18 protein-coding genes and 1 riboswitch are annotated in these 15,728 nt (G+C 74.9%); of the genes, 9 read left to right on the forward strand and 9 right to left on the reverse strand.

The genetic code is table 11. The features are described from left to right. Positions 1-344: 344 nt before the first annotated feature. Entirely contained in the window at positions 345-713 is a 369-nt protein-coding gene (locus tag ACFPL3_RS15920; protein WP_343945705.1) for a peptidase inhibitor family I36 protein, read from the reverse strand. A gap of 214 nt (positions 714-927) precedes the next feature. Here ACFPL3_RS15920 and ACFPL3_RS15925 point away from each other — a divergent pair, with 214 nt between their 5' ends. Next, positions 928-1,158 carry a hypothetical protein gene (locus tag ACFPL3_RS15925; protein WP_343945706.1) on the forward strand — a complete coding sequence of 77 codons (231 nt, stop codon included), beginning with the start codon at positions 928-930 and terminating at the stop codon, positions 1,156-1,158. Next, complete coding sequence (locus ACFPL3_RS15930) at positions 1,145-1,441, forward strand: type II toxin-antitoxin system PemK/MazF family toxin (protein ID WP_343945707.1); 297 nt, start codon at positions 1,145-1,147, stop codon at positions 1,439-1,441. The genes ACFPL3_RS15925 and ACFPL3_RS15930 overlap by 14 nt, the downstream gene beginning before the upstream one ends. Before the next feature lie 107 nt (positions 1,442-1,548). On the opposite strand, the gene ACFPL3_RS15935 is transcribed toward ACFPL3_RS15930, so the two are convergent. Continuing rightward, positions 1,549-1,755 (reverse strand): cold-shock protein, encoded by a 207-nt coding sequence (locus ACFPL3_RS15935; protein WP_147257060.1) that lies wholly within the window; start codon positions 1,753-1,755, stop codon positions 1,549-1,551. A 107-nt stretch (positions 1,756-1,862) separates the two neighbouring features. Between ACFPL3_RS15935 and moeA the strand changes: the two genes are divergently transcribed. The 4 genes from moeA to ACFPL3_RS15955 all read left to right on the forward strand — a co-directional run bounded on the left by moeA (position 1,863) and on the right by ACFPL3_RS15955 (position 8,082). Continuing rightward, a complete protein-coding gene (gene moeA / locus ACFPL3_RS15940) occupies positions 1,863-3,086 on the forward strand; it encodes a molybdopterin molybdotransferase MoeA (RefSeq protein ID WP_343945710.1) in 1,224 nt (407 codons plus the stop codon). A 432-nt stretch (positions 3,087-3,518) separates the two neighbouring features. Further along, the gene (locus tag ACFPL3_RS15945; RefSeq protein ID WP_379589215.1) at positions 3,519-4,280 is read left to right on the forward strand and encodes a phosphatidylserine decarboxylase; all 762 of its coding nucleotides are present in this window, start codon (positions 3,519-3,521) and stop codon (positions 4,278-4,280) included. Further along, complete coding sequence (gene pssA / locus ACFPL3_RS15950) at positions 4,280-5,296, forward strand: CDP-diacylglycerol--serine O-phosphatidyltransferase (RefSeq protein WP_379589217.1); 1,017 nt, start codon at positions 4,280-4,282, stop codon at positions 5,294-5,296. The genes ACFPL3_RS15945 and pssA overlap by 1 nt, the downstream gene beginning before the upstream one ends. Before the next feature lie 563 nt (positions 5,297-5,859). Then, positions 5,860-8,082, forward strand: coding sequence for an AAA family ATPase (locus ACFPL3_RS15955; protein WP_343943852.1), 2,223 nt, complete (start codon positions 5,860-5,862; stop codon positions 8,080-8,082). A gap of 5 nt (positions 8,083-8,087) precedes the next feature. Here the strand turns inward: ACFPL3_RS15955 and ACFPL3_RS15960 are convergent, their stop codons facing one another. Together ACFPL3_RS15960 and ACFPL3_RS15965 are read right to left on the reverse strand one after the other, a co-directional pair. Continuing rightward, positions 8,088-9,080, reverse strand: a complete 993-nt coding sequence (locus ACFPL3_RS15960) for a LytR C-terminal domain-containing protein (RefSeq protein WP_379589219.1) — start codon at positions 9,078-9,080, stop codon at positions 8,088-8,090. A gap of 110 nt (positions 9,081-9,190) precedes the next feature. Further along, a complete protein-coding gene (locus ACFPL3_RS15965) occupies positions 9,191-9,496 on the reverse strand; it encodes a DUF3263 domain-containing protein (RefSeq protein ID WP_343946976.1) in 306 nt (101 codons plus the stop codon). Positions 9,497-9,635: 139 nt separating this feature from the next. Here ACFPL3_RS15965 and ACFPL3_RS15970 point away from each other — a divergent pair, with 139 nt between their 5' ends. Both ACFPL3_RS15970 and ACFPL3_RS15975 read left to right on the forward strand, forming a co-directional pair. Continuing rightward, positions 9,636-10,208: a peptide deformylase gene (locus ACFPL3_RS15970; RefSeq protein ID WP_343946975.1), complete on the forward strand. Its 573-nt coding sequence runs from the start codon at positions 9,636-9,638 to the stop codon at positions 10,206-10,208. A 457-nt stretch (positions 10,209-10,665) separates the two neighbouring features. Continuing rightward, the gene (locus tag ACFPL3_RS15975; RefSeq protein ID WP_343946974.1) at positions 10,666-11,277 is read left to right on the forward strand and encodes a hypothetical protein; all 612 of its coding nucleotides are present in this window, start codon (positions 10,666-10,668) and stop codon (positions 11,275-11,277) included. Positions 11,278-11,351: 74 nt separating this feature from the next. Here ACFPL3_RS15975 and ACFPL3_RS15980 read toward each other — a convergent pair whose 3' ends face one another. From ACFPL3_RS15980 to thiO, 4 genes are all read right to left on the reverse strand, one after another. After that, the gene (locus ACFPL3_RS15980; RefSeq protein WP_343946973.1) at positions 11,352-12,257 is read right to left on the reverse strand and encodes a GerMN domain-containing protein; all 906 of its coding nucleotides are present in this window, start codon (positions 12,255-12,257) and stop codon (positions 11,352-11,354) included. Positions 12,258-12,336: 79 nt separating this feature from the next. Next, positions 12,337-13,098: a thiazole synthase gene (gene thiG / locus ACFPL3_RS15985; RefSeq protein WP_343946972.1), complete on the reverse strand. Its 762-nt coding sequence runs from the start codon at positions 13,096-13,098 to the stop codon at positions 12,337-12,339. Between the two features lie 2 nt (positions 13,099-13,100). Then, complete coding sequence (gene thiS / locus ACFPL3_RS15990) at positions 13,101-13,301, reverse strand: sulfur carrier protein ThiS (protein ID WP_343946971.1); 201 nt, start codon at positions 13,299-13,301, stop codon at positions 13,101-13,103. Between the two features lie 3 nt (positions 13,302-13,304). After that, positions 13,305-14,435: a glycine oxidase ThiO gene (gene thiO / locus ACFPL3_RS15995; RefSeq protein WP_343946970.1), complete on the reverse strand. Its 1,131-nt coding sequence runs from the start codon at positions 14,433-14,435 to the stop codon at positions 13,305-13,307. Next, positions 14,425-14,533: riboswitch (TPP riboswitch) on the reverse strand. Its footprint overlaps the gene before it by 11 nt. A gap of 125 nt (positions 14,534-14,658) precedes the next feature. Between thiO and thiE the strand changes: the two genes are divergently transcribed. Beyond that, positions 14,659-15,327, forward strand: coding sequence for a thiamine phosphate synthase (gene thiE / locus ACFPL3_RS16000; protein ID WP_343946969.1), 669 nt, complete (start codon positions 14,659-14,661; stop codon positions 15,325-15,327). Positions 15,328-15,393: 66 nt separating this feature from the next. On the opposite strand, the gene ACFPL3_RS16005 is transcribed toward thiE, so the two are convergent. Then, a complete protein-coding gene (locus tag ACFPL3_RS16005) occupies positions 15,394-15,708 on the reverse strand; it encodes a hypothetical protein (RefSeq protein WP_343946968.1) in 315 nt (104 codons plus the stop codon). Positions 15,709-15,728: the final 20 nt, after the last annotated feature.

Raw genomic sequence — 15,728 nt, forward strand, 5'->3', positions numbered from 1 at the left:
ACTTCTTCTCCAGCACGACGTTGCGGCCGCGCGGGCCGAGCGTCACCTTGACGGCGTCGGCGAGGGTGTTCATGCCACGCTCGAGCCCGCGGCGCGCCTCCTCGTCGAACGCGATCTGCTTCGCCATGGGGGTGTAGTCCTCCGATTGGGATGACTTGAAGTCACGGTGTCGAGCGCGGCGCCCGCGACGGACGATCGACAACCCTGAGCCGATCTCACCCGCCCGACGACTGGCACTCTACCGTGCCGAGTGCCAGTGCCGGTTTTAGCACTCGGGACATACGAGTGCAAGGCGCCGAGCCCGACGCTACCTGGACCAGTTCACCGGCACCGCGGCACGAGGGTTACGCGCAGGTCAGGTTCCACACCCGGTCCACCCGGTCGTTACCGGCGGATCCGAAATACGTGATCTTCTGGCCGGGGCGCAGCGTGGCGACGAGCCGCTTCGAGCCGGTCCCCTTCACGTTCCAGAGCTCGACGGTGTACGCCGACCGGTTGTTCGCGGAGGTCCAGTGGCCGTCCTGCACATCCAGCGGGACGCAGTCGTCGAGGTTCCCGTTCGAGAGCCAGTGGGAGCCCGAGTGGGGCTCGAGGCCGATGTCGCGGTAGAGGCAGAGGTGTCCGGAGTTGCAGGTGGCCTCGGCCGCGGCGGTGCCGTTGAGACCGAGCACGGCCACCGAGACCGCGGCGAGGACAGCGAGAACGCGGTTCATGGTCTCCCAGATCGTCCAGGCGGCGCGAACGCCGATCCGTTCCGCGAACCGGGGTCGCCGCGGCGGGAGCTCGCCCGGTGATCTTCGGATCGCACGTGGATGCTCGACGAGCCGGCCGGTTCGGCGAAAGGTGCGAGCCGGTCGCGAAGCGCATGGATCTCGCCATTCGAGGAGAGACCCGCTCGTCCACCCGACGATCGGTACGGTAAGCGGTATGGCAACGAGGAAGGTCACCGTCTCGCTGGACGAGTCGGCGCTCGACCACGCGGAGCGCGCCGCACGCAAGGCGGGGCTCTCGCTGTCGGCGTGGCTGTCCCGGGCCGCTCGGCGGGAGGCGGTGCGGACCGGGTTCGGCCCCGGGCCGGCTGAAGCCGCGGTCACCGATGCGCTGGCCGACGAACGCGAGCACGAACTCGCGGAGGAGGACCTGCGTGCGGCGGGGTGAGCTCTACACCTACGAGCCGCAGGGCTCCCCGCGCCAGCAGCTCGTCGTGATCGTCTCCAGTGACGGGGTCAACGACTCGACGCGGCCGTGGCTGCTCGGCGTCCCCGTCCGGGCCGACGACCCCGAGGACATCCTCGCCGTACCGATCGATCACCACGGGTGGGCCGACGTCGCCTCGCTGACCCGCTTCTACCGACGGTGGCTCGCCAAGCGCGTGGACGCGCTCGATCCGGCGCTCGTCGACCGGATCGACAGCGCGCTGCGCGCCGCGCTCGACCTGTAGGGCCGAGGTCGCCCATGAACGCAACAGGGGGACCGGCGCAGCGCCGGTCCCCCTGTTGACGTTGACACCGTGACACCGCTGGAGCGGTGCCGTCGCCGGGTTCGGAGTTACCCGATCCGGCGGACGGCGTCGGCCTGGCTACGGCCGTCGCGGCCCGCCGTCGTCTCGAACTCCACGCGGTCGCCCTCGTCCAGGGTGCGGAAACCCTCGGACTGGATAGCGCTGTAGTGGACGAAGACATCCGGCCCACCATCGGTGGCGATGAAGCCGAAGCCCTTCTCCGCGTTGAACCACTTGACCGTGCCCTGGGCCACGGCACCTCCATGTTGCAGTGCTGCTTGCGCATGGTGCTGAACTGACCGCGCCGACGCTACCCCAGATCCGACCACTCGTCCGGGACGAAGACTCGCGGTCCGGCAGGATTGCTCCCGTGGCGAGCTCCCCGAGATCAGTCGACGAGCACCGCGCGGTCGTCGCCGCGCTGCTGGCCCCGATGCCGGTAGAAGACGTCCCCGTCGCGCAGGCCCGCGGCCGCGTGCTGGCGGCGGACGTCGTCGCGGGGGTCGCGCTCCCCTCGTTCGACAACTCCGCGATGGACGGCTACGCCGTGCGGGCGGCAGACCTCGCGGGTGCCCCCGTCGAGCTGCCGGTGGCCGCGGACATCCCGGCCGGGCGCACCGACGTCCCCCCGCTGCAGGCCGGCACGGTCCACCGGATCATGACCGGCGCCGCCCTGCCCGCAGGCGCCGACGCCGTCGTGCCCGTCGAGGACACCGACGGCGGCCTCGAGCGCGTCCGGATCGAGAAGGCGCCCGCCCCGGGCGCGCACGTGCGGCGCGCGGGCGAGGACGTGCGGGCGGGCGACGTCGTGCTGCCCGCGGGCACCGTGCTCGGCGCGCCGCAGATCGGCGTGGCCGCCGCGGTCGGCTGCGCCACCGTGCCCGTCCGGCGCCGACCCCGCGTGCTCGTGCTCTCCACCGGGTCGGAGCTCGTCGCCCCCGGCACACCGCTGCGGCCCGGCCAGATCTACGAGTCGAACGGGCCGATGCTCGCCGCCGCCGTCGAGGACGCCGGGGGCAGCGCCGAGCTGCTGCGCTTCGTCCCCGACGACGTCGAGGAGTTCCTCGGCCGGCTGCGCGAGCGGCTCACCGACGGGCCCGTGGACCTCCTGCTCACCTCCGGCGGCGTGAGCGCCGGGGCCTACGAGGTGGTCAAGGACGCCTTCACCGGCCGCGGGGTCGAGTTCGTCAAGGTCGCGATGCAGCCCGGCGGGCCCCAGGGCGCGGGCCGCGTCGCCGAACTCGAGGGCACCGGCGTCGTCACCCTGCCCGGCAACCCGGTGAGCTCCCACGTCTCCTTCGAGGTGTTCGTCCGGCCCGCGCTGCGGGCCGCGCTCGGCCATCCACACCCCGATCGGCCCATCGTCACCGCCACGCTGGGTGAGCGCTGGACCTCACCGCCCGGGCGCCGCCAGTTCCGCCGCGGCGTCCTCGACGCGGTCACCGGCACGGTGCGGGAGCTCGGCGGGCCGGCATCGCACCTGCTCGGAGCTCTCGCCCGGGCCGAGTGCCTGGTGGTCGTGCCCGAGGACGTCACGGAGGTCCCGGAGGGAACAGCCGTCGAGACCTGGTTGCTAGATGGGTGACAGCCCGGGTAGATTGTGGCCGGGATCACAATCGAAGACGGCAACGTTCATGGCTCTCGGAGCGTCTTACTGGTGAGCGTTCGGCCGATCGGTGCACATAACGGGGTTCCTGGCCCCGTGACCTGGACGATTGAACGGGGGCTCGGGGATAATTCGGGGGTGGACCGGGTAACCGGCTCACAACGCACAGGACCTACCGCCCGTCGCTGGGGAGCGGACGAGCGGTTCCACGGCCGGGGTCGTCGTCTCGGGGGATGGCGGCCCCGGCCCTTTGCGTTCTGCGGCTCGTCCCGCCCGCCCGGGTCTCCCCACGTCACAGCCCTCGTGGCGGAATGTGACCACGGCCGCACGCGGCCACCCCCGCTGGCGTACCGTAGCCGCCGCCACCGCGGCCCGACCGGGTCGCCACGCCGGAGGAGCCGATCCGCTTCCATGCACGACCCGACGCCACCTGTCGAGCCCGCGCCCGCCGCACCCGGCGCCGTTCCGCGGGGAAGCGGAACGGGGTTGTCGCTCCCGCACGTCGCCGGCCTGATCCGGGCCGCCGTCCCACCCATGCACCCAGGCGGGCGGCCGCTCGTCGCCGCGGTCGCGGGCGCGGCCGCCGCCCTCCGCCTCGCCACCGGGCGCGGCGCCGTCACCGGCCTGCTCGCCACCGCCGCCACCGCACTGTTCTTCCGCAACCCCCGCCGCGTGCGCCCACCGCTCACCGGCGTCGCACTCGCCGCGGCCGACGGCACCGTCGCCACCGTCTCCGACGTGCTCCCGCCCGCCGAGCTGGACCTGCCCCGCGAGCCCGCCCCCCGCGTCAGCGTGTTCCTGTCCGTGCTGGACGTGCACGTGCAGCGGGTGCCCGTCGACGGGCACGTCGTCGACGTCGCCTACCGCCCCGGCACCTTCCTGTCCGCCGACCTCGACAAGGCCAGCGAGGACAACGAACGCAACGCCGTCCTGTTCGAGGCCACCGACGGCAGCCGGATCGGCGTCGTCCAGATCGCAGGCCTCCTCGCCCGCCGCATCGTCTGCGACGTCGCCCCCGGCGACGAGGTCGCGGCAGGCGAGACCTTCGGGCTCATCCGCTTCGGCTCGCGCGTCGACGTCTACCTGCCCCGCGGCTCACGCGTCACCGTGGCGCCGGGGCAGCGCACGATCGGCGGCGAGACGGTGCTGGCCGAACTCCCCAGGAGCGACTGATGTCCGCCCCCCACTACCCCGCCGGGGTCCGGCTCCTGCCGAACGCCGTCACCGTCCTCGCACTGTGCTCCGGCCTGTCCGCCGTGTACTTCGCCCTCGGCGGGCGGTTCGAGCTGTGCGTCGCCGCCGTCGGCGCGGCCGCCCTGTGCGACGCCCTCGACGGCCGCCTCGCCCGCCTACTCGACGCCACCACTCGGATCGGCGCGGAACTCGACTCGCTCGCCGACCTCGTCTCGTTCGGCGTCGCGCCCGCGCTCGTCATCTACATCTGGGCGCTCGAGGGCAGCCAGTTCGGCTGGATCGTCGCCCTCGTCTTCGCCGTCTGCATGATGCTGCGGCTCGCCCGCTTCAACACCCTCCTCGACGAGGAGGACGAGTTCCCGTTCACCCGCGAGTTCTTCGTCGGCGTCCCCGCCCCCGCCGCCGCCCTGTCGGCGGGCATCCCGCTGTACGCCACCCTGCACTTCGGGCCCGGCTGGTGGTCGGCACCGATCCTCGTGGGCGTGTGGGCACTCGTCGTCGCGTCGCTCATGGTGAGCAGGTTCCCCACCCTCTCCTTCAAGAGCGTGCGCGTGTCGCCCAACTACATCGCGCCCCTGCTCGTCCTCGTCGCGATCGCCGCCGCCGTGCTCATCACCGTCCCGTTCCTCGGCCTGGCCATCGTGGCGCTCGCCTACCTCTGCTCGGTCCCCTACACCGTCCACCGCCACCACTGGCTCACCCAGCACCCCGAGGCGTGGGGCGTGCCGGTCCGCGAACGGCGCGCCATCGCCCGCGCCGCGCGCTCGGCCCGGCGGCTCGGGCTACGGTCCCCGCTGCGCCATCGCGTCGCCGGGCGCGCCAGCGCCGTCGCCCGCGCCGTGCGCCGGTTCGGCGACGACCCCGCGGGCGTCATGCAGCGCGCCGCCCGCCCCGGCAACGGCCGCGTACCCGGCCCCGGCCCTGGCCCCGCGGCGTCGTCCCAGTCGGCGCGCAACCGCCTCCGCCTCGGCCTCCGCCGCGCCCGCCGCCGCTGACCGGCGAGTCCCGCACCCCGAAGCGCGAGTCCCCACCCGGAGGCGCGAGTCCCCCGTCTCGGTGGGCGAGTCCCGCATCCGGCGCCGAGTCCCCCACCCAGGGCGCGAGTCCCCCGTCCGGTAGGCCGAAGAGCGCATCCGAAAGCACGAGTCCCGCGAACCCCGACCACCCGCGAGTCCCGCATGTGGTGGCTCGGTTCCACCTTCCAAGCGCGAGTCCCCCACGGCAAGGCGTGGGTTCCGCGTACGGCAGCGCGAGTCGCACATCCGGCCGCCTGAGTCGTCCGTTCACACCGCGAGTCCCGCATCCCGCGGCCCGAGTCCCGCGTCCAACGACGCCGGTCCTCGGGTGCGCATGCTGCGAACTGCAGTAGACGGCGCGCCGTTCGCGCGACTCGGCCGCCGAGTCGGGGACTCGCCCCGTTTGTTCGCGGGACTCGGCCTCCGAAACGGGAGACTCGCGTCTCCGGGGTGGGGCTCGAACTTCGAGGTGGGGGACTCGCCGGGGGCGGTGGGGGACTCGCCGGGGTCGGGCCTGGGGGTGCCCCGATAGCGTCTGCCGCGTGGTTCCCTCCATCACCCTGGTCGCCCGGCTCGCCGCCTCGGCGGCAGACGCGCGGCGCGGCGTCGTCCGGCTGCACCCCGAGGTCATCGACGCGCTCTGCCTGCGCTCGTGGGACGCGGTGACACTGACGGGCTCCCGGGTGACCACCGCCCTCGTCGCCCCCGCGACCGGGCCTGCGGGGCAGGCCACCCTCGACGACGTCACCCTCTCCAACGCGGGGCTCGCCGACGGTTCCACCGTGGTGGTGGCGCCGGCGCGGGTGGAGCCTGCGCGCAGGGTGCTGCTCACCGGGTCGCGGCTCGCTCGGGCCGCGCTCACGCCGGAGACGATCCGGCTGGCGCTGGTGGGCAAGGTCGTCACGGGCGGGGACGCGGTGTCGCTGCTCCCCCAGGACATCGAGCCCGCCCCTGGCCTGGACGCCCCCGCGGCCCGGCAGCGGGTGGCCGGAGCGCTCGGCAGCGCCTGGACCACCGAGCTGCTCACCGTGGCGTCCGTCGAGCCGGCGGGTGCGGTCGCCGTGCGCCCGAGCACCGTGGTGGGCTGGGAGGGTGGCCCGGCCACGGGGGCGTCCGCGCCGATCGCCGCCACACCGCAGACCACGAACGCTGCGGCACCGGCCCGGCCCGCCGCGGCCGCCGCGCCGCCCGAGCCCGCGCTCCCGGTGGAGGAGCTCGTCGGCAACACCGACGCCGCCCGCAAGCTGGTGGAGTGGCTCGAGCTCACCCTCGACCGCCCCGAGCTGCTCACTCGCCTCGGCGGAGCCGCCCGCCTCGGGGTGCTGCTCGTCGGCCCGGAGGGCGTCGGGAAGCTCACGCTCGCGCGCAGCACGGCCGCGGCCGTCGGCGCCACCACGGTGGAGCTCACCGCTCCGGGCGTCGCGGCGCTCGAGGCCGCCACCGCATCGCAGCGGGTGCACGAGATCATCGGCAAGGCCCGGGCCGGCACCCGCACCGTCCTGGTCGTCACGGACGTCGAGGCACTGCTCCCCGCCGCGTCCCCGCCGCCGCTCGCCACCGTCGTGCTGGACGCGCTGCGCACCGCGGTGGCCACGCCGGGGCTCGCGCTCGTGGCGACGACGTCGGCACCGGAATCGGTCGACCCGCGGCTGCGGGCTCCCGACCTCGTCGACCGCGAGCTCGGGCTCGCCCTTCCCGACCTGCGCACCCGGGCCGAACTGCTGCGCCGCCTGCTCGCGGGCGTCCCGCAGGCCGACGGGGTGGACCTCAAGGTGGTGGCCGAGCGCGCGCCCGGCTTCGTGGCCGCCGACCTGGTCGCGGTGCGCCGGGAGGCGGCCGTGCAAGCCGCGCTGCGGCACCCGGGCGAGGGCGAACCCCGGATCACGCAGGAGGACCTGCTCGACGCCGTCGGCTCGGTGCGCCCGATCTCGATGTCGTCGTCGGACACTCTCCAGACCGGGGGGATCACGCTCGACCAGGTCGGCGACATGACCGAGGTCAAGCAGGCCCTCACCGAGGCGGTGCTGTGGCCGTTGCAGTACCCGGACTCGTTCGCCCGCCTCGGCGTGGACGCCCCGCGCGGGGTGCTCGTCTACGGCCCGCCGGGCTGCGGCAAGACGTTCCTGCTCCGCGCACTCGCCGGCACGGGGCAGCTGAACGTGTTCGCCGTGAAGGGGGCCGAGCTGCTCGACAAGTACGTCGGTGAGTCGGAGCGCGCGGTCCGCGAGCTCTTCCGCAAGGCGGCCGACGCCGCGCCCGCGCTCGTGTTCCTCGACGAGGTGGACGCGCTGGCACCGCGGCGCGGGCAGTCGTCGGACTCGGGTGTGGCCGACCGCGTGGTCGCGGCCCTGCTCACCGAGCTCGACGGTGCCGAGCCGCGCCGCGACGTGATCGTGGTCGGTGCCACCAACCGGCCCGAGCTGATCGACCCCGCGCTGCTGCGTCCCGGGCGGCTCGAACGGCTCGTGTACGTCCCGCCGCCGGACGCGGCCGCGCGCACCGAGATCCTGCGGGCGGCGGGCCGGCACACCCCGCTCGCCCCGGACGTCGACCTCACCGAGCTCGGTGCCGAGCTGGAGGGCTACTCCGCCGCCGACTGCGCGGCCGTCCTGCGCGAGGCCGCGCTCACGGCGATGCGGGAGTCACTGGACGCGGCCGAAGTGACCGCCGCTCACGTCGCGGCGGCCCGGGCCGCCGTGCCGCCCTCCCTGGACCCGCTGCAGCTGGCCGAGCTGCAGGCCTACGCGGACCGCCGCCCGAGCTGAGGGGCTCAGCGCCCGTAGTCGTTCGTGACGATCACGATGATGCCGGGCGAGGCGTGCTGCAGGCCCTCGAAGCGCGGGTTGGCGCGCATCCCGAACTGCTCGGCCAGCGCCTTGGCGGCCGCTTCCTCCTCGGTGCCCGGCCGGTAGTAGACGGTGGTGGTGGGGATGATGCCGTGCGGGTAGTTGCCGATCTCGTCGATCGGCCAGCCCGCCCTGCGGAAGTCCTCGGCCGCACGCGTGGCCAGACCGCTGATCGTGCTGTTGTTGTAGACGCGCAGCGGCAGGTGGGCCACGGCCGTGCCACCGCCGCCGCTCCTCCCGGCGCCGGTGTCGCCGCCACCCGAGCGGGCGTTCCCGCTGCTGCCGCCACTGGGGGCTGGGGCCGGGGCAGCCATGGGGTCGCTGCCGCCTCCCGACGGGGCGGGAGGCGGAGCCTGCTGCGCGGCGGGACCGCCCGGAGGCGCCTGCTGGGGTGCGGGTGCTGGTGCTGGGGCCGGTGCATCGGGCGCGGGCGCGGGTGCCGGGGCGTCCGGACCAGGAGCGGGGGCGGGGGCACCCGGGTCGGCGGGCGCGGGCGCCGGAGCCGGGGCACCCGCCTCGGGCGCCGGTGCGGCGGGCGGGGGCGCGGCCTGGGGTGCCGGGGCGCCGGGCGGCAACTCAGCACCGGGTGCCGCCGGGTCTGGCGCGCCGGGCGGGAGGGCACCCGGGGCCGGCTCGGTGACCGAGGGGACCGGCAGCCCGGCCGCGTCGGTGGGCAGCGGCTCAGTGGGCAGCGGCTCAGTGGGCAGCGGCTCGGCGGGCGGCGCCGGGGGCGGCGGCTCCACGGCGGGTGGGGTCGTGTCGTTCGAGGCGTCGGCCGACGGGACCGCGGTGGGCTGGTCGCCGCTCGTGGCCGTGCTCGCCAGGCCGATGACGGCGGCGACCACCGCGACCCCGATCAGCCCGAGCCCGCCGAGCCGCAGCGGGGACGGTCCGCCTCCGGCCCCCGGCGTGGTCACGACCGGACCTCGACGACGGTCGCGAGCTCGATCACGCTGGCCTCCGTGTGCGTGGGGATTCCGGTCAGTGAGGGGTCGCCGGAGCGACCGGGTTGGTGATCATGCTGCCGTCACCACGGCTCGATTCCCAGGCGGCGCGCCGCACGGGTGCGCTGCCGGCTGGCGCGCAACCGGCGGAGGCGCTTGACGAGCAGCGGGTCGACCGCGAGCGCCTCGGGCTTGTCGACGAGGGCGTTGAGCACCTGGTAGTAGCGGGTGGCGGACATGTCGAACAGCTCGCGGATCGCCTGCTCCTTGGCGCCCGCGTACTTCCACCACTGGGCCTCGAAGGCCAGGATCTCGCGCTCCCGGCGCCCCAGTACCCGTGCCGTGCCGCCGACGGGAGGGCGCCCGCTGGTCTCGGTGGCCGACTCCATCACGCTCCTCGGGGGCCTCGCTCAGGACGAATAACAGTCCTGTCATTCGCGTCGGCCATTGAACCACGCGACCCCGACGAGAACGGGGGAGGCGCGCGCTGCCCGATCGGGGAACGCAGGCACCACGTAGGGTCGACTTGTGTCCGTCCGTCCCATCCGCATCATCGGCGACCCCGTCCTGCACCGGCCCACCCGCCCCGTCGAGTCATTCGACGACGAGCTGAAGGCGCTGGTCGAGGACATGTTCGACACCATGGCCGCCGCCGACGGGGTCGGGCTCGCGGCAAACCAGATCGGCGTCGACCTGCGCCTGTTCGTCTACGACTGCCCGGACGAGCAGACGCGCACGCGGGTGCGCGGCGTCGTCGTGAACCCGGTGCTGGAGACCTCAGAGCGGCCCGAGTCGATGCCCGACCCGGAGGACGACGAGGAGGGCTGCCTGTCCGTGCCCGCCGAGCACTTCCCGACGGGCCGGGCCGAGTGGGCCCGCGTCACGGGGGTGGACGCCGACGGCAAGCCGGTCGAGGTGGAGGGGCGCGGATTCCTCGCCCGGTGCCTGCAACACGAGACCGACCACCTCGACGGTCTCCTGTACATCGACCGACTCGTGGGTCGCAACCAGCGCGCCGCGAAGAAGGTGCTCAAGCGCAACGGCTGGGGCGTGCCGGGGCTGTCGTGGGACCCCGCCACGGAGGAGGCCGAGGACGTCTAGTCCCGGCCGGGCGCGACGCGGCGAGCCGCACACAGGGGCCGCCGCGGCGACCGTCACGTCATGCTCGCGCCGAGCGGCGGCGTTGGATCAGCGGGACCCGGGCCGACGATGCGCGATGGCAGCGAGCCGCACACACGTGTCGCCGCGACATCCGCAAGGTGCTGTTTGCGCCCTGATCAGCCGCGCCCGATCGAGCCGAGCAGCACACCCCTGCTGACGCCGCAACAGCGCAGTACGACTCGCGCCAACCGACGGCGACCGATCACGCCGAACAGCACCCCACAGCAGCACGCACAACCACCAAGTCCTTCCCGACGACTCCGCCCCGGCCGGCGAACGCGACGACAGCGAGCCGCACACGCGTGTCGCCCCGACAGCCTCCACGTGCTGATCGACGCCGGTCCGTTGATCAAGACCCGGCACCGCGACGGTGGTGCGGGAAGTACGCTCCGGCCGCATGCGGATCTACGCCGAGCGCCCGGGCCGGGCCGGGCTCCAGCTGCTGGCCGACCTGCTGGCGCTCGGTTGGATCTGGCTGACCGCCTTCGTCGCCCGCACGGTGCACGACTTCGTGCTCGCGATGCAGGGGCCTGCCCGGACGCTGGCGGGGGCGGGTGAGTCGGTGCGCGGGGCGTTCGACGACGCAGCGCGCACCGCGGCGTCGCTGCCGTTCGTCGGCGACGACCTCGCGCGGGCGCTCGGCGCAGGCACCGGCGCGGGCGAGTCGCTGGTGGCGGCGGGGCAGGAGCAGATGGAGGCGATCGCGCGGGTCGCGTTCGGGACCACCGTGGCCACGGTGGTGCTCGGGGCGATGCCGGTGCTGTTCGTGTGGCTGCCGCTGCGGGTGCGCTACGCGCAGCTGGCGCAGTCGGCGGTGACGGCCCGCGCCGTCGACTCCGACCTGCTCGCGCTGCGAGCGCTCACCCGCAGGCCGGTGCGGCAGCTCATGCGGGTGGCGCCCGACCCGGCGACATCGTGGCGGCGCGGCGAGCGTCCTGTGCTGCACGCGCTGGCGGCGCTGGAGTTGCGCAGCCTCGGCCTGCGCGCGCCGCGGACTCCGCCGGACTGAGCGCACCCGCGGTTCAGAACGCCACGTTCCTGAACCTGGGGTACAGCAACGTGGCGTTCCTGAACTTCGGGGCCTCACCCCGACACCGTCACCCGCTTGTCGTCGGACAGCACCGGGCGGCCCTCGCCGTCGGAGGGGTCGTCCTCGCTGATGCGCACCGTGTACTGGCCGGGTTCGAGGGTCACGGTGAAGGCGAAGGGGGCGAAGCGCTGGCCCTCGGCCGTGCTCGCGACGCCCTCGCGGACCACGGCGCCGTCGCGCAGCACCGCCCAGCGCACGGTGGCCTCCCACACGGCCGCCTCGCCGCTCACCTCGACCTCGCGGCCGACCTGGGTGTCGTCGGCGGGCGAGTCGATCTGCACGAGCGAGCGCACGGCGTAGGGGTCGCCGCGCCCGATCGGGGCGGAGGTGTCGACCGAGCCCCAGAGGGCGGACTCGGTGGAGCCGTCCACGAGGATCCGCACCGGGTCGGTCGACTGCATCGCGCCCTGCACCGTGTAGACGAGCTGCTGCACGGTGAGCTCGGCGAGGTGCGGGTCCGACGGGCCGGACCCGACGCCGGTGAGGTCGACGACGATGGCTCCGCCCTCGCGGCGCACGGGCCCGCGCAGGGCGCTGCCGGCCGGCCAGTGGCTGCGGTAGTCGGGGTCGATGCCGGTGGGGGCGGCGAGCATCTCCTGCACGGCCGCGCTCGCCGGGTCGTCCGTGACGACGGCGTGGAATTCCCGCTGCAGCCGCGGGCCCGCCGCGGTGTCGGCCACGTAGTACACGGGCACGGCGACACGCTCGCCGCCGCCGTCGGGCTGCGGCGCGGGGGACGGCCCGGGCGCGGGCTCGGGTGGGGCGGACGTGCCGGGGACGGGGGCGGGTGGCGTCCCGGGCACGGCGCTCGGCGGGGCCGTCACCGGCCCCGGAGCGGGGTTGCCGCAGCCGCCCAGCAACGCGAGGACGACGAGCACCCACCCGTGTCGCCCGTCCATCCGATCACCTCCGGGCACAGGTTCCCGCGAGCCGGTCGGGTCACCCGTCCGGCACGCCGCACCCGCTCGGGTGGCTGCCTCAGACGTCGACCTCGGGCGAGGAGGCCTGGGCCCAGTAGCGGCGGGGGATGCGCCCGGCGAGGCGAGCGGCGCGGCCCGCCTCGACCGCGAGTCGCATCGCGTGGGCCATGCGCTCCGGGTCACGCGCGCGGGTGACGGCGGTGGCGAGCAGTACGGCGTCGCAGCCCAGCTCCATCGCCTGGGCGGCCTCGGACGCCGTGCCGATGCCCGCGTCCAGCACGACCGGCACGCCGGCCTGCTCCACGATCATCTCGATGTTGTGCGGGTTGCGGATGCCCAGCCCGGTGCCGATCGGGGAGCCCAGCGGCATGACGGCCGCGCACCCGACGCCTTCGAGCTTGCGGGCGAGCACCGGGTCGTCGTTGGTGTAGGGCAGCACCGTGAACCCGTCGTCGACGAGCTGCTCAGCGGCGTCCAGCAGCTCGATCGGGTCGGGCAGCAGGGTGCGTTCGTCGGCCACCACCTCGAGCTTGACGAGGTCGGTCTCGAGGGCCTCCCGGGCGAGCCGGGCGGTGAGGACGGCCTCGGCGGCGGTGCGGCAGCCCGCGGTGTTGGGGAGGACCTCGATGCCGAGGCGGCGCAGGAGATCGAGCACGCCGGTGCCGGTGACGGCGTCGATGCGGCGCATGGCCACGGTGGTGAGCGCGGTGCCGGAGGCGACCAGGGCGCGTTCGAGGATCTCCAGGTTCGACGCGCCACCCGTTCCCATGATCAGCCGGGACGGGATCTTGCGGTCGCCGACGACCAGCATTTCGTCCATGGTCAGCCTCCCTGCACCGCTGTGAGCACCTCGACACGCGCACCGTCGGCGAGCTCGACGGACGGCCAGTCGGCCCGCGGCACCACCTCGCCGTCGACGGCGACCGCGACCCCGTGCTCCGGGGCGCCGAGCACGGCGAGCGCGTCACGCACGCGAGCACCGTCTGCGAGCTCGCGCTGCTCTCCGTTGATCCACACCTGCACGTGCTACCTCCTCACCATCGAGAACCGGGCGGGGTCTGCGGCGCGCACCGGCTCGGGGACGGCGCCGCCGCGCAGCAGGGCGAGCACGGCGTCAGCGCTGACGGGCGCGAGCAGCATGCCGTTGCGGTGGTGGCCGGTGGCCACGAGCAGGCCGTGGGGGCCGAGCGCCCCGATCAGGGGCAGGTTGTCCGGGCTGCCGGGCCGCAGCCCCGCCGCGCTCTCCACCAGCGCGTACTCGGCGATGCCGGGCAGGATGCGTTCGGCGTCGCGCAGCAGGTCGCGCACCCCGCCGACGGTGACCTGCGTGTCGAAGCCGAGCTCCGCCTGCGTGGCGCCGATGACGAGCCCGCCGTCGTCGCGGGGGACGACGTAGACCGGTCGGCCGTCCACGAGCGCCCGCACCGTGCGCTGCGGCGGCGGGAAGGCCCCTGCCCGGTGCGCGATACGCAGGATCTCCCCCTTGACCGGGCGCACCAGGCCGTCGAGGGCCGGGTGCAGCGCGGCCGAGTGGGCGCCCGCGGCGACGAGCACGAGGTCCGACTCGACGTCGCCGCCGTCCGTGCGCACGCCGGTGACCTGCTCGCCGTCGTCGAGGACGGCCCGGACGGGCTGCTCCACGACCCTGGCGCCCGCCCGCTCGGCCGCGACGCGCAGCGCGGCCAGCAGCACGCGGTTGTCGACGGCGAGGTCGCTGGGCACCGACAGACCGCCGCGCACGTCCGGGCCCAGCGCGGGTTCGAGGCGGCGCAGCTCCCGCCCGGAGAGCCGCTGCACGTCGCGGCCCAGCCGGCCCAGGAACGTGGCGAGGGTGTCCAGCTCGGCGCGGTCGCCCGAGCCGGTGGCAGCGACCACCGTGCCGTCGGTGCGCAGCCCTGCCGGGCGCCCGGCGGCGGACTCCAGCTCGGCGGCGAACGCGGGCCAGGCCCGCACCGCGGCCTCGCCGAGTTCCAGCAGCTCCTCCTCGCCCGGCCACGCCTCCGTGACGGGCGCGAGCATGCCCCCGGCCACCCAGGAGGCCCCTGACGAAGGCGCGGGGTCGAACACCGTGACCCGCAGTCCGGCCTGCGCCGCGCGCCAGGCGCAGGACAGGCCGATCACGCCTGCCCCGATCACCGTCAACGAGTTCGACATCATCTCCGCTCCCTGCGCCGGCATGACCCGGATCAGGTTCGACGGTCGGGATCTGTCGGATCCCCTCTCAGCCCGCAGTACGGACTCCCGTGCGCCACCTTGCTCTTCACCCTACGCCGTGTCGTTGGCCTCCGCTTCGCTCCGGCGGGCTCGCAGGCTCTCCAGGCCCGCTCGCTCGTCGCCGATGCCTCCCTCGTTCCCGAGGCAACGCGTAGGGTCGCCGAGCGTGCCTGCCCTCGACGGCGCCACCGTGCGCAAGCGACTGGACGACGCCCGCCTCTACCTCTGCACCGGCGCCCGCCGCCGCACCGGCGATCTCGCCGGGTTCGCCGACGCCGCGCTGGCCGGGGGCGTCGACATCGTCCAGTTGCGGGACAAGGGCCCGGACGGCCCGCTCGAGGCCCGCGACGAGCTGGCCGCGCTCGAGGTGCTCGCCGAGGCGTGCGCCCGCCACGGCGCGCTGCTGGCCGTGAACGACCGCGCCGACGTCGCGCTCGCGGCCGGGGCGGACATCCTGCACCTGGGCCAGGACGACCTGCCCGTCCGGTGGGCCCGCGAGGTGGTGGGGGACGAGGTGGTGATCGGGCGCTCGTCGCACAGCCCGGAGGAGACGGCGGCCGCCGCCGACGAGCCGGGGGTGGACTACTTCTGCGTCGGCCCGTGCTGGCCCACGCCCACGAAGCCGGGCCGCCCCGCTCCGGGGCTCGATCTCGTGCGCACGGTGGCGAGTCGCGCGCCTGAGCGCCCGTGGTTCGCGATCGGCGGCATCGACCACGCCCGTCTCGACGAGGTGCTGGCGGCGGGTGCGAAGCGCATCGTGGTGGTGCGCGCCATCACCGAGGCCGAGGACCCACGCGCGGCGGCGGCGGCGTTCGCGGAGAAGCTCCGCAGCTGACGTCCCCACGGTACGAGCGGCACCTCCGTCCGATAGAGCGGTACGGGTGTGCCGTTCGTCCGGCGGTCAGCGGGTGCGGAGCGTGCGGCGGGCCGCCCATCGCGCCCGGTACCAGCGGAGCACCCAGAGCCAGCCCGGCCGCTCGGCTCGCGCGCGATGGCGGCTGCCCACCGGTCGCCGCCGCGTGCTGCGGTGGCTCGTGGTGCCCACGACGCGGTCGAGCGGCGGGCGGTGCAGCGCCGAGTCGCCACGACGTTCTCCGACGAGCACCCACGCACGGGTGCCCGACCGCTGCCAGATCCGTGTTTCCGGCGCGGTCTGCGTGTGCGCGGCGACCTCCACGACGTCCAGGATGTCCTCCGGCCGCGCCCGAGTCGTCACGGCTCGCGGGCATCTCCACT

The sequence above is a fragment of the Pseudonocardia zijingensis genome, assembly GCF_042657305.1.
Classification (GTDB): Bacteria; Actinomycetota; Actinomycetes; order Mycobacteriales; family Pseudonocardiaceae; genus Pseudonocardia; species Pseudonocardia zijingensis.

Excerpts from the sequence above, each read along its gene's own strand:
- ACFPL3_RS15920 (WP_343945705.1), bottom strand. The coding sequence starts at position 713 with ATGAACCGCGTTCTCGCTGTCCTCGCCGCGGTCTCGGTGGCCGTGCTC.
- ACFPL3_RS15925 (WP_343945706.1), top strand. The coding sequence starts at position 928 with ATGGCAACGAGGAAGGTCACCGTCTCGCTGGACGAGTCGGCGCTCGAC.
- ACFPL3_RS15945 (WP_379589215.1), top strand. The coding sequence starts at position 3,519 with ATGCACGACCCGACGCCACCTGTCGAGCCCGCGCCCGCCGCACCCGGC.
- pssA (WP_379589217.1), top strand. The coding sequence starts at position 4,280 with ATGTCCGCCCCCCACTACCCCGCCGGGGTCCGGCTCCTGCCGAACGCC.
- ACFPL3_RS15965 (WP_343946976.1), bottom strand. The coding sequence starts at position 9,496 with ATGGAGTCGGCCACCGAGACCAGCGGGCGCCCTCCCGTCGGCGGCACG.
- ACFPL3_RS15975 (WP_343946974.1), top strand. The coding sequence starts at position 10,666 with ATGCGGATCTACGCCGAGCGCCCGGGCCGGGCCGGGCTCCAGCTGCTG.
- ACFPL3_RS15980 (WP_343946973.1), bottom strand. The coding sequence starts at position 12,257 with ATGGACGGGCGACACGGGTGGGTGCTCGTCGTCCTCGCGTTGCTGGGC.
- thiG (WP_343946972.1), bottom strand. The coding sequence starts at position 13,098 with ATGGACGAAATGCTGGTCGTCGGCGACCGCAAGATCCCGTCCCGGCTG.
- thiO (WP_343946970.1), bottom strand. The coding sequence starts at position 14,435 with ATGATGTCGAACTCGTTGACGGTGATCGGGGCAGGCGTGATCGGCCTG.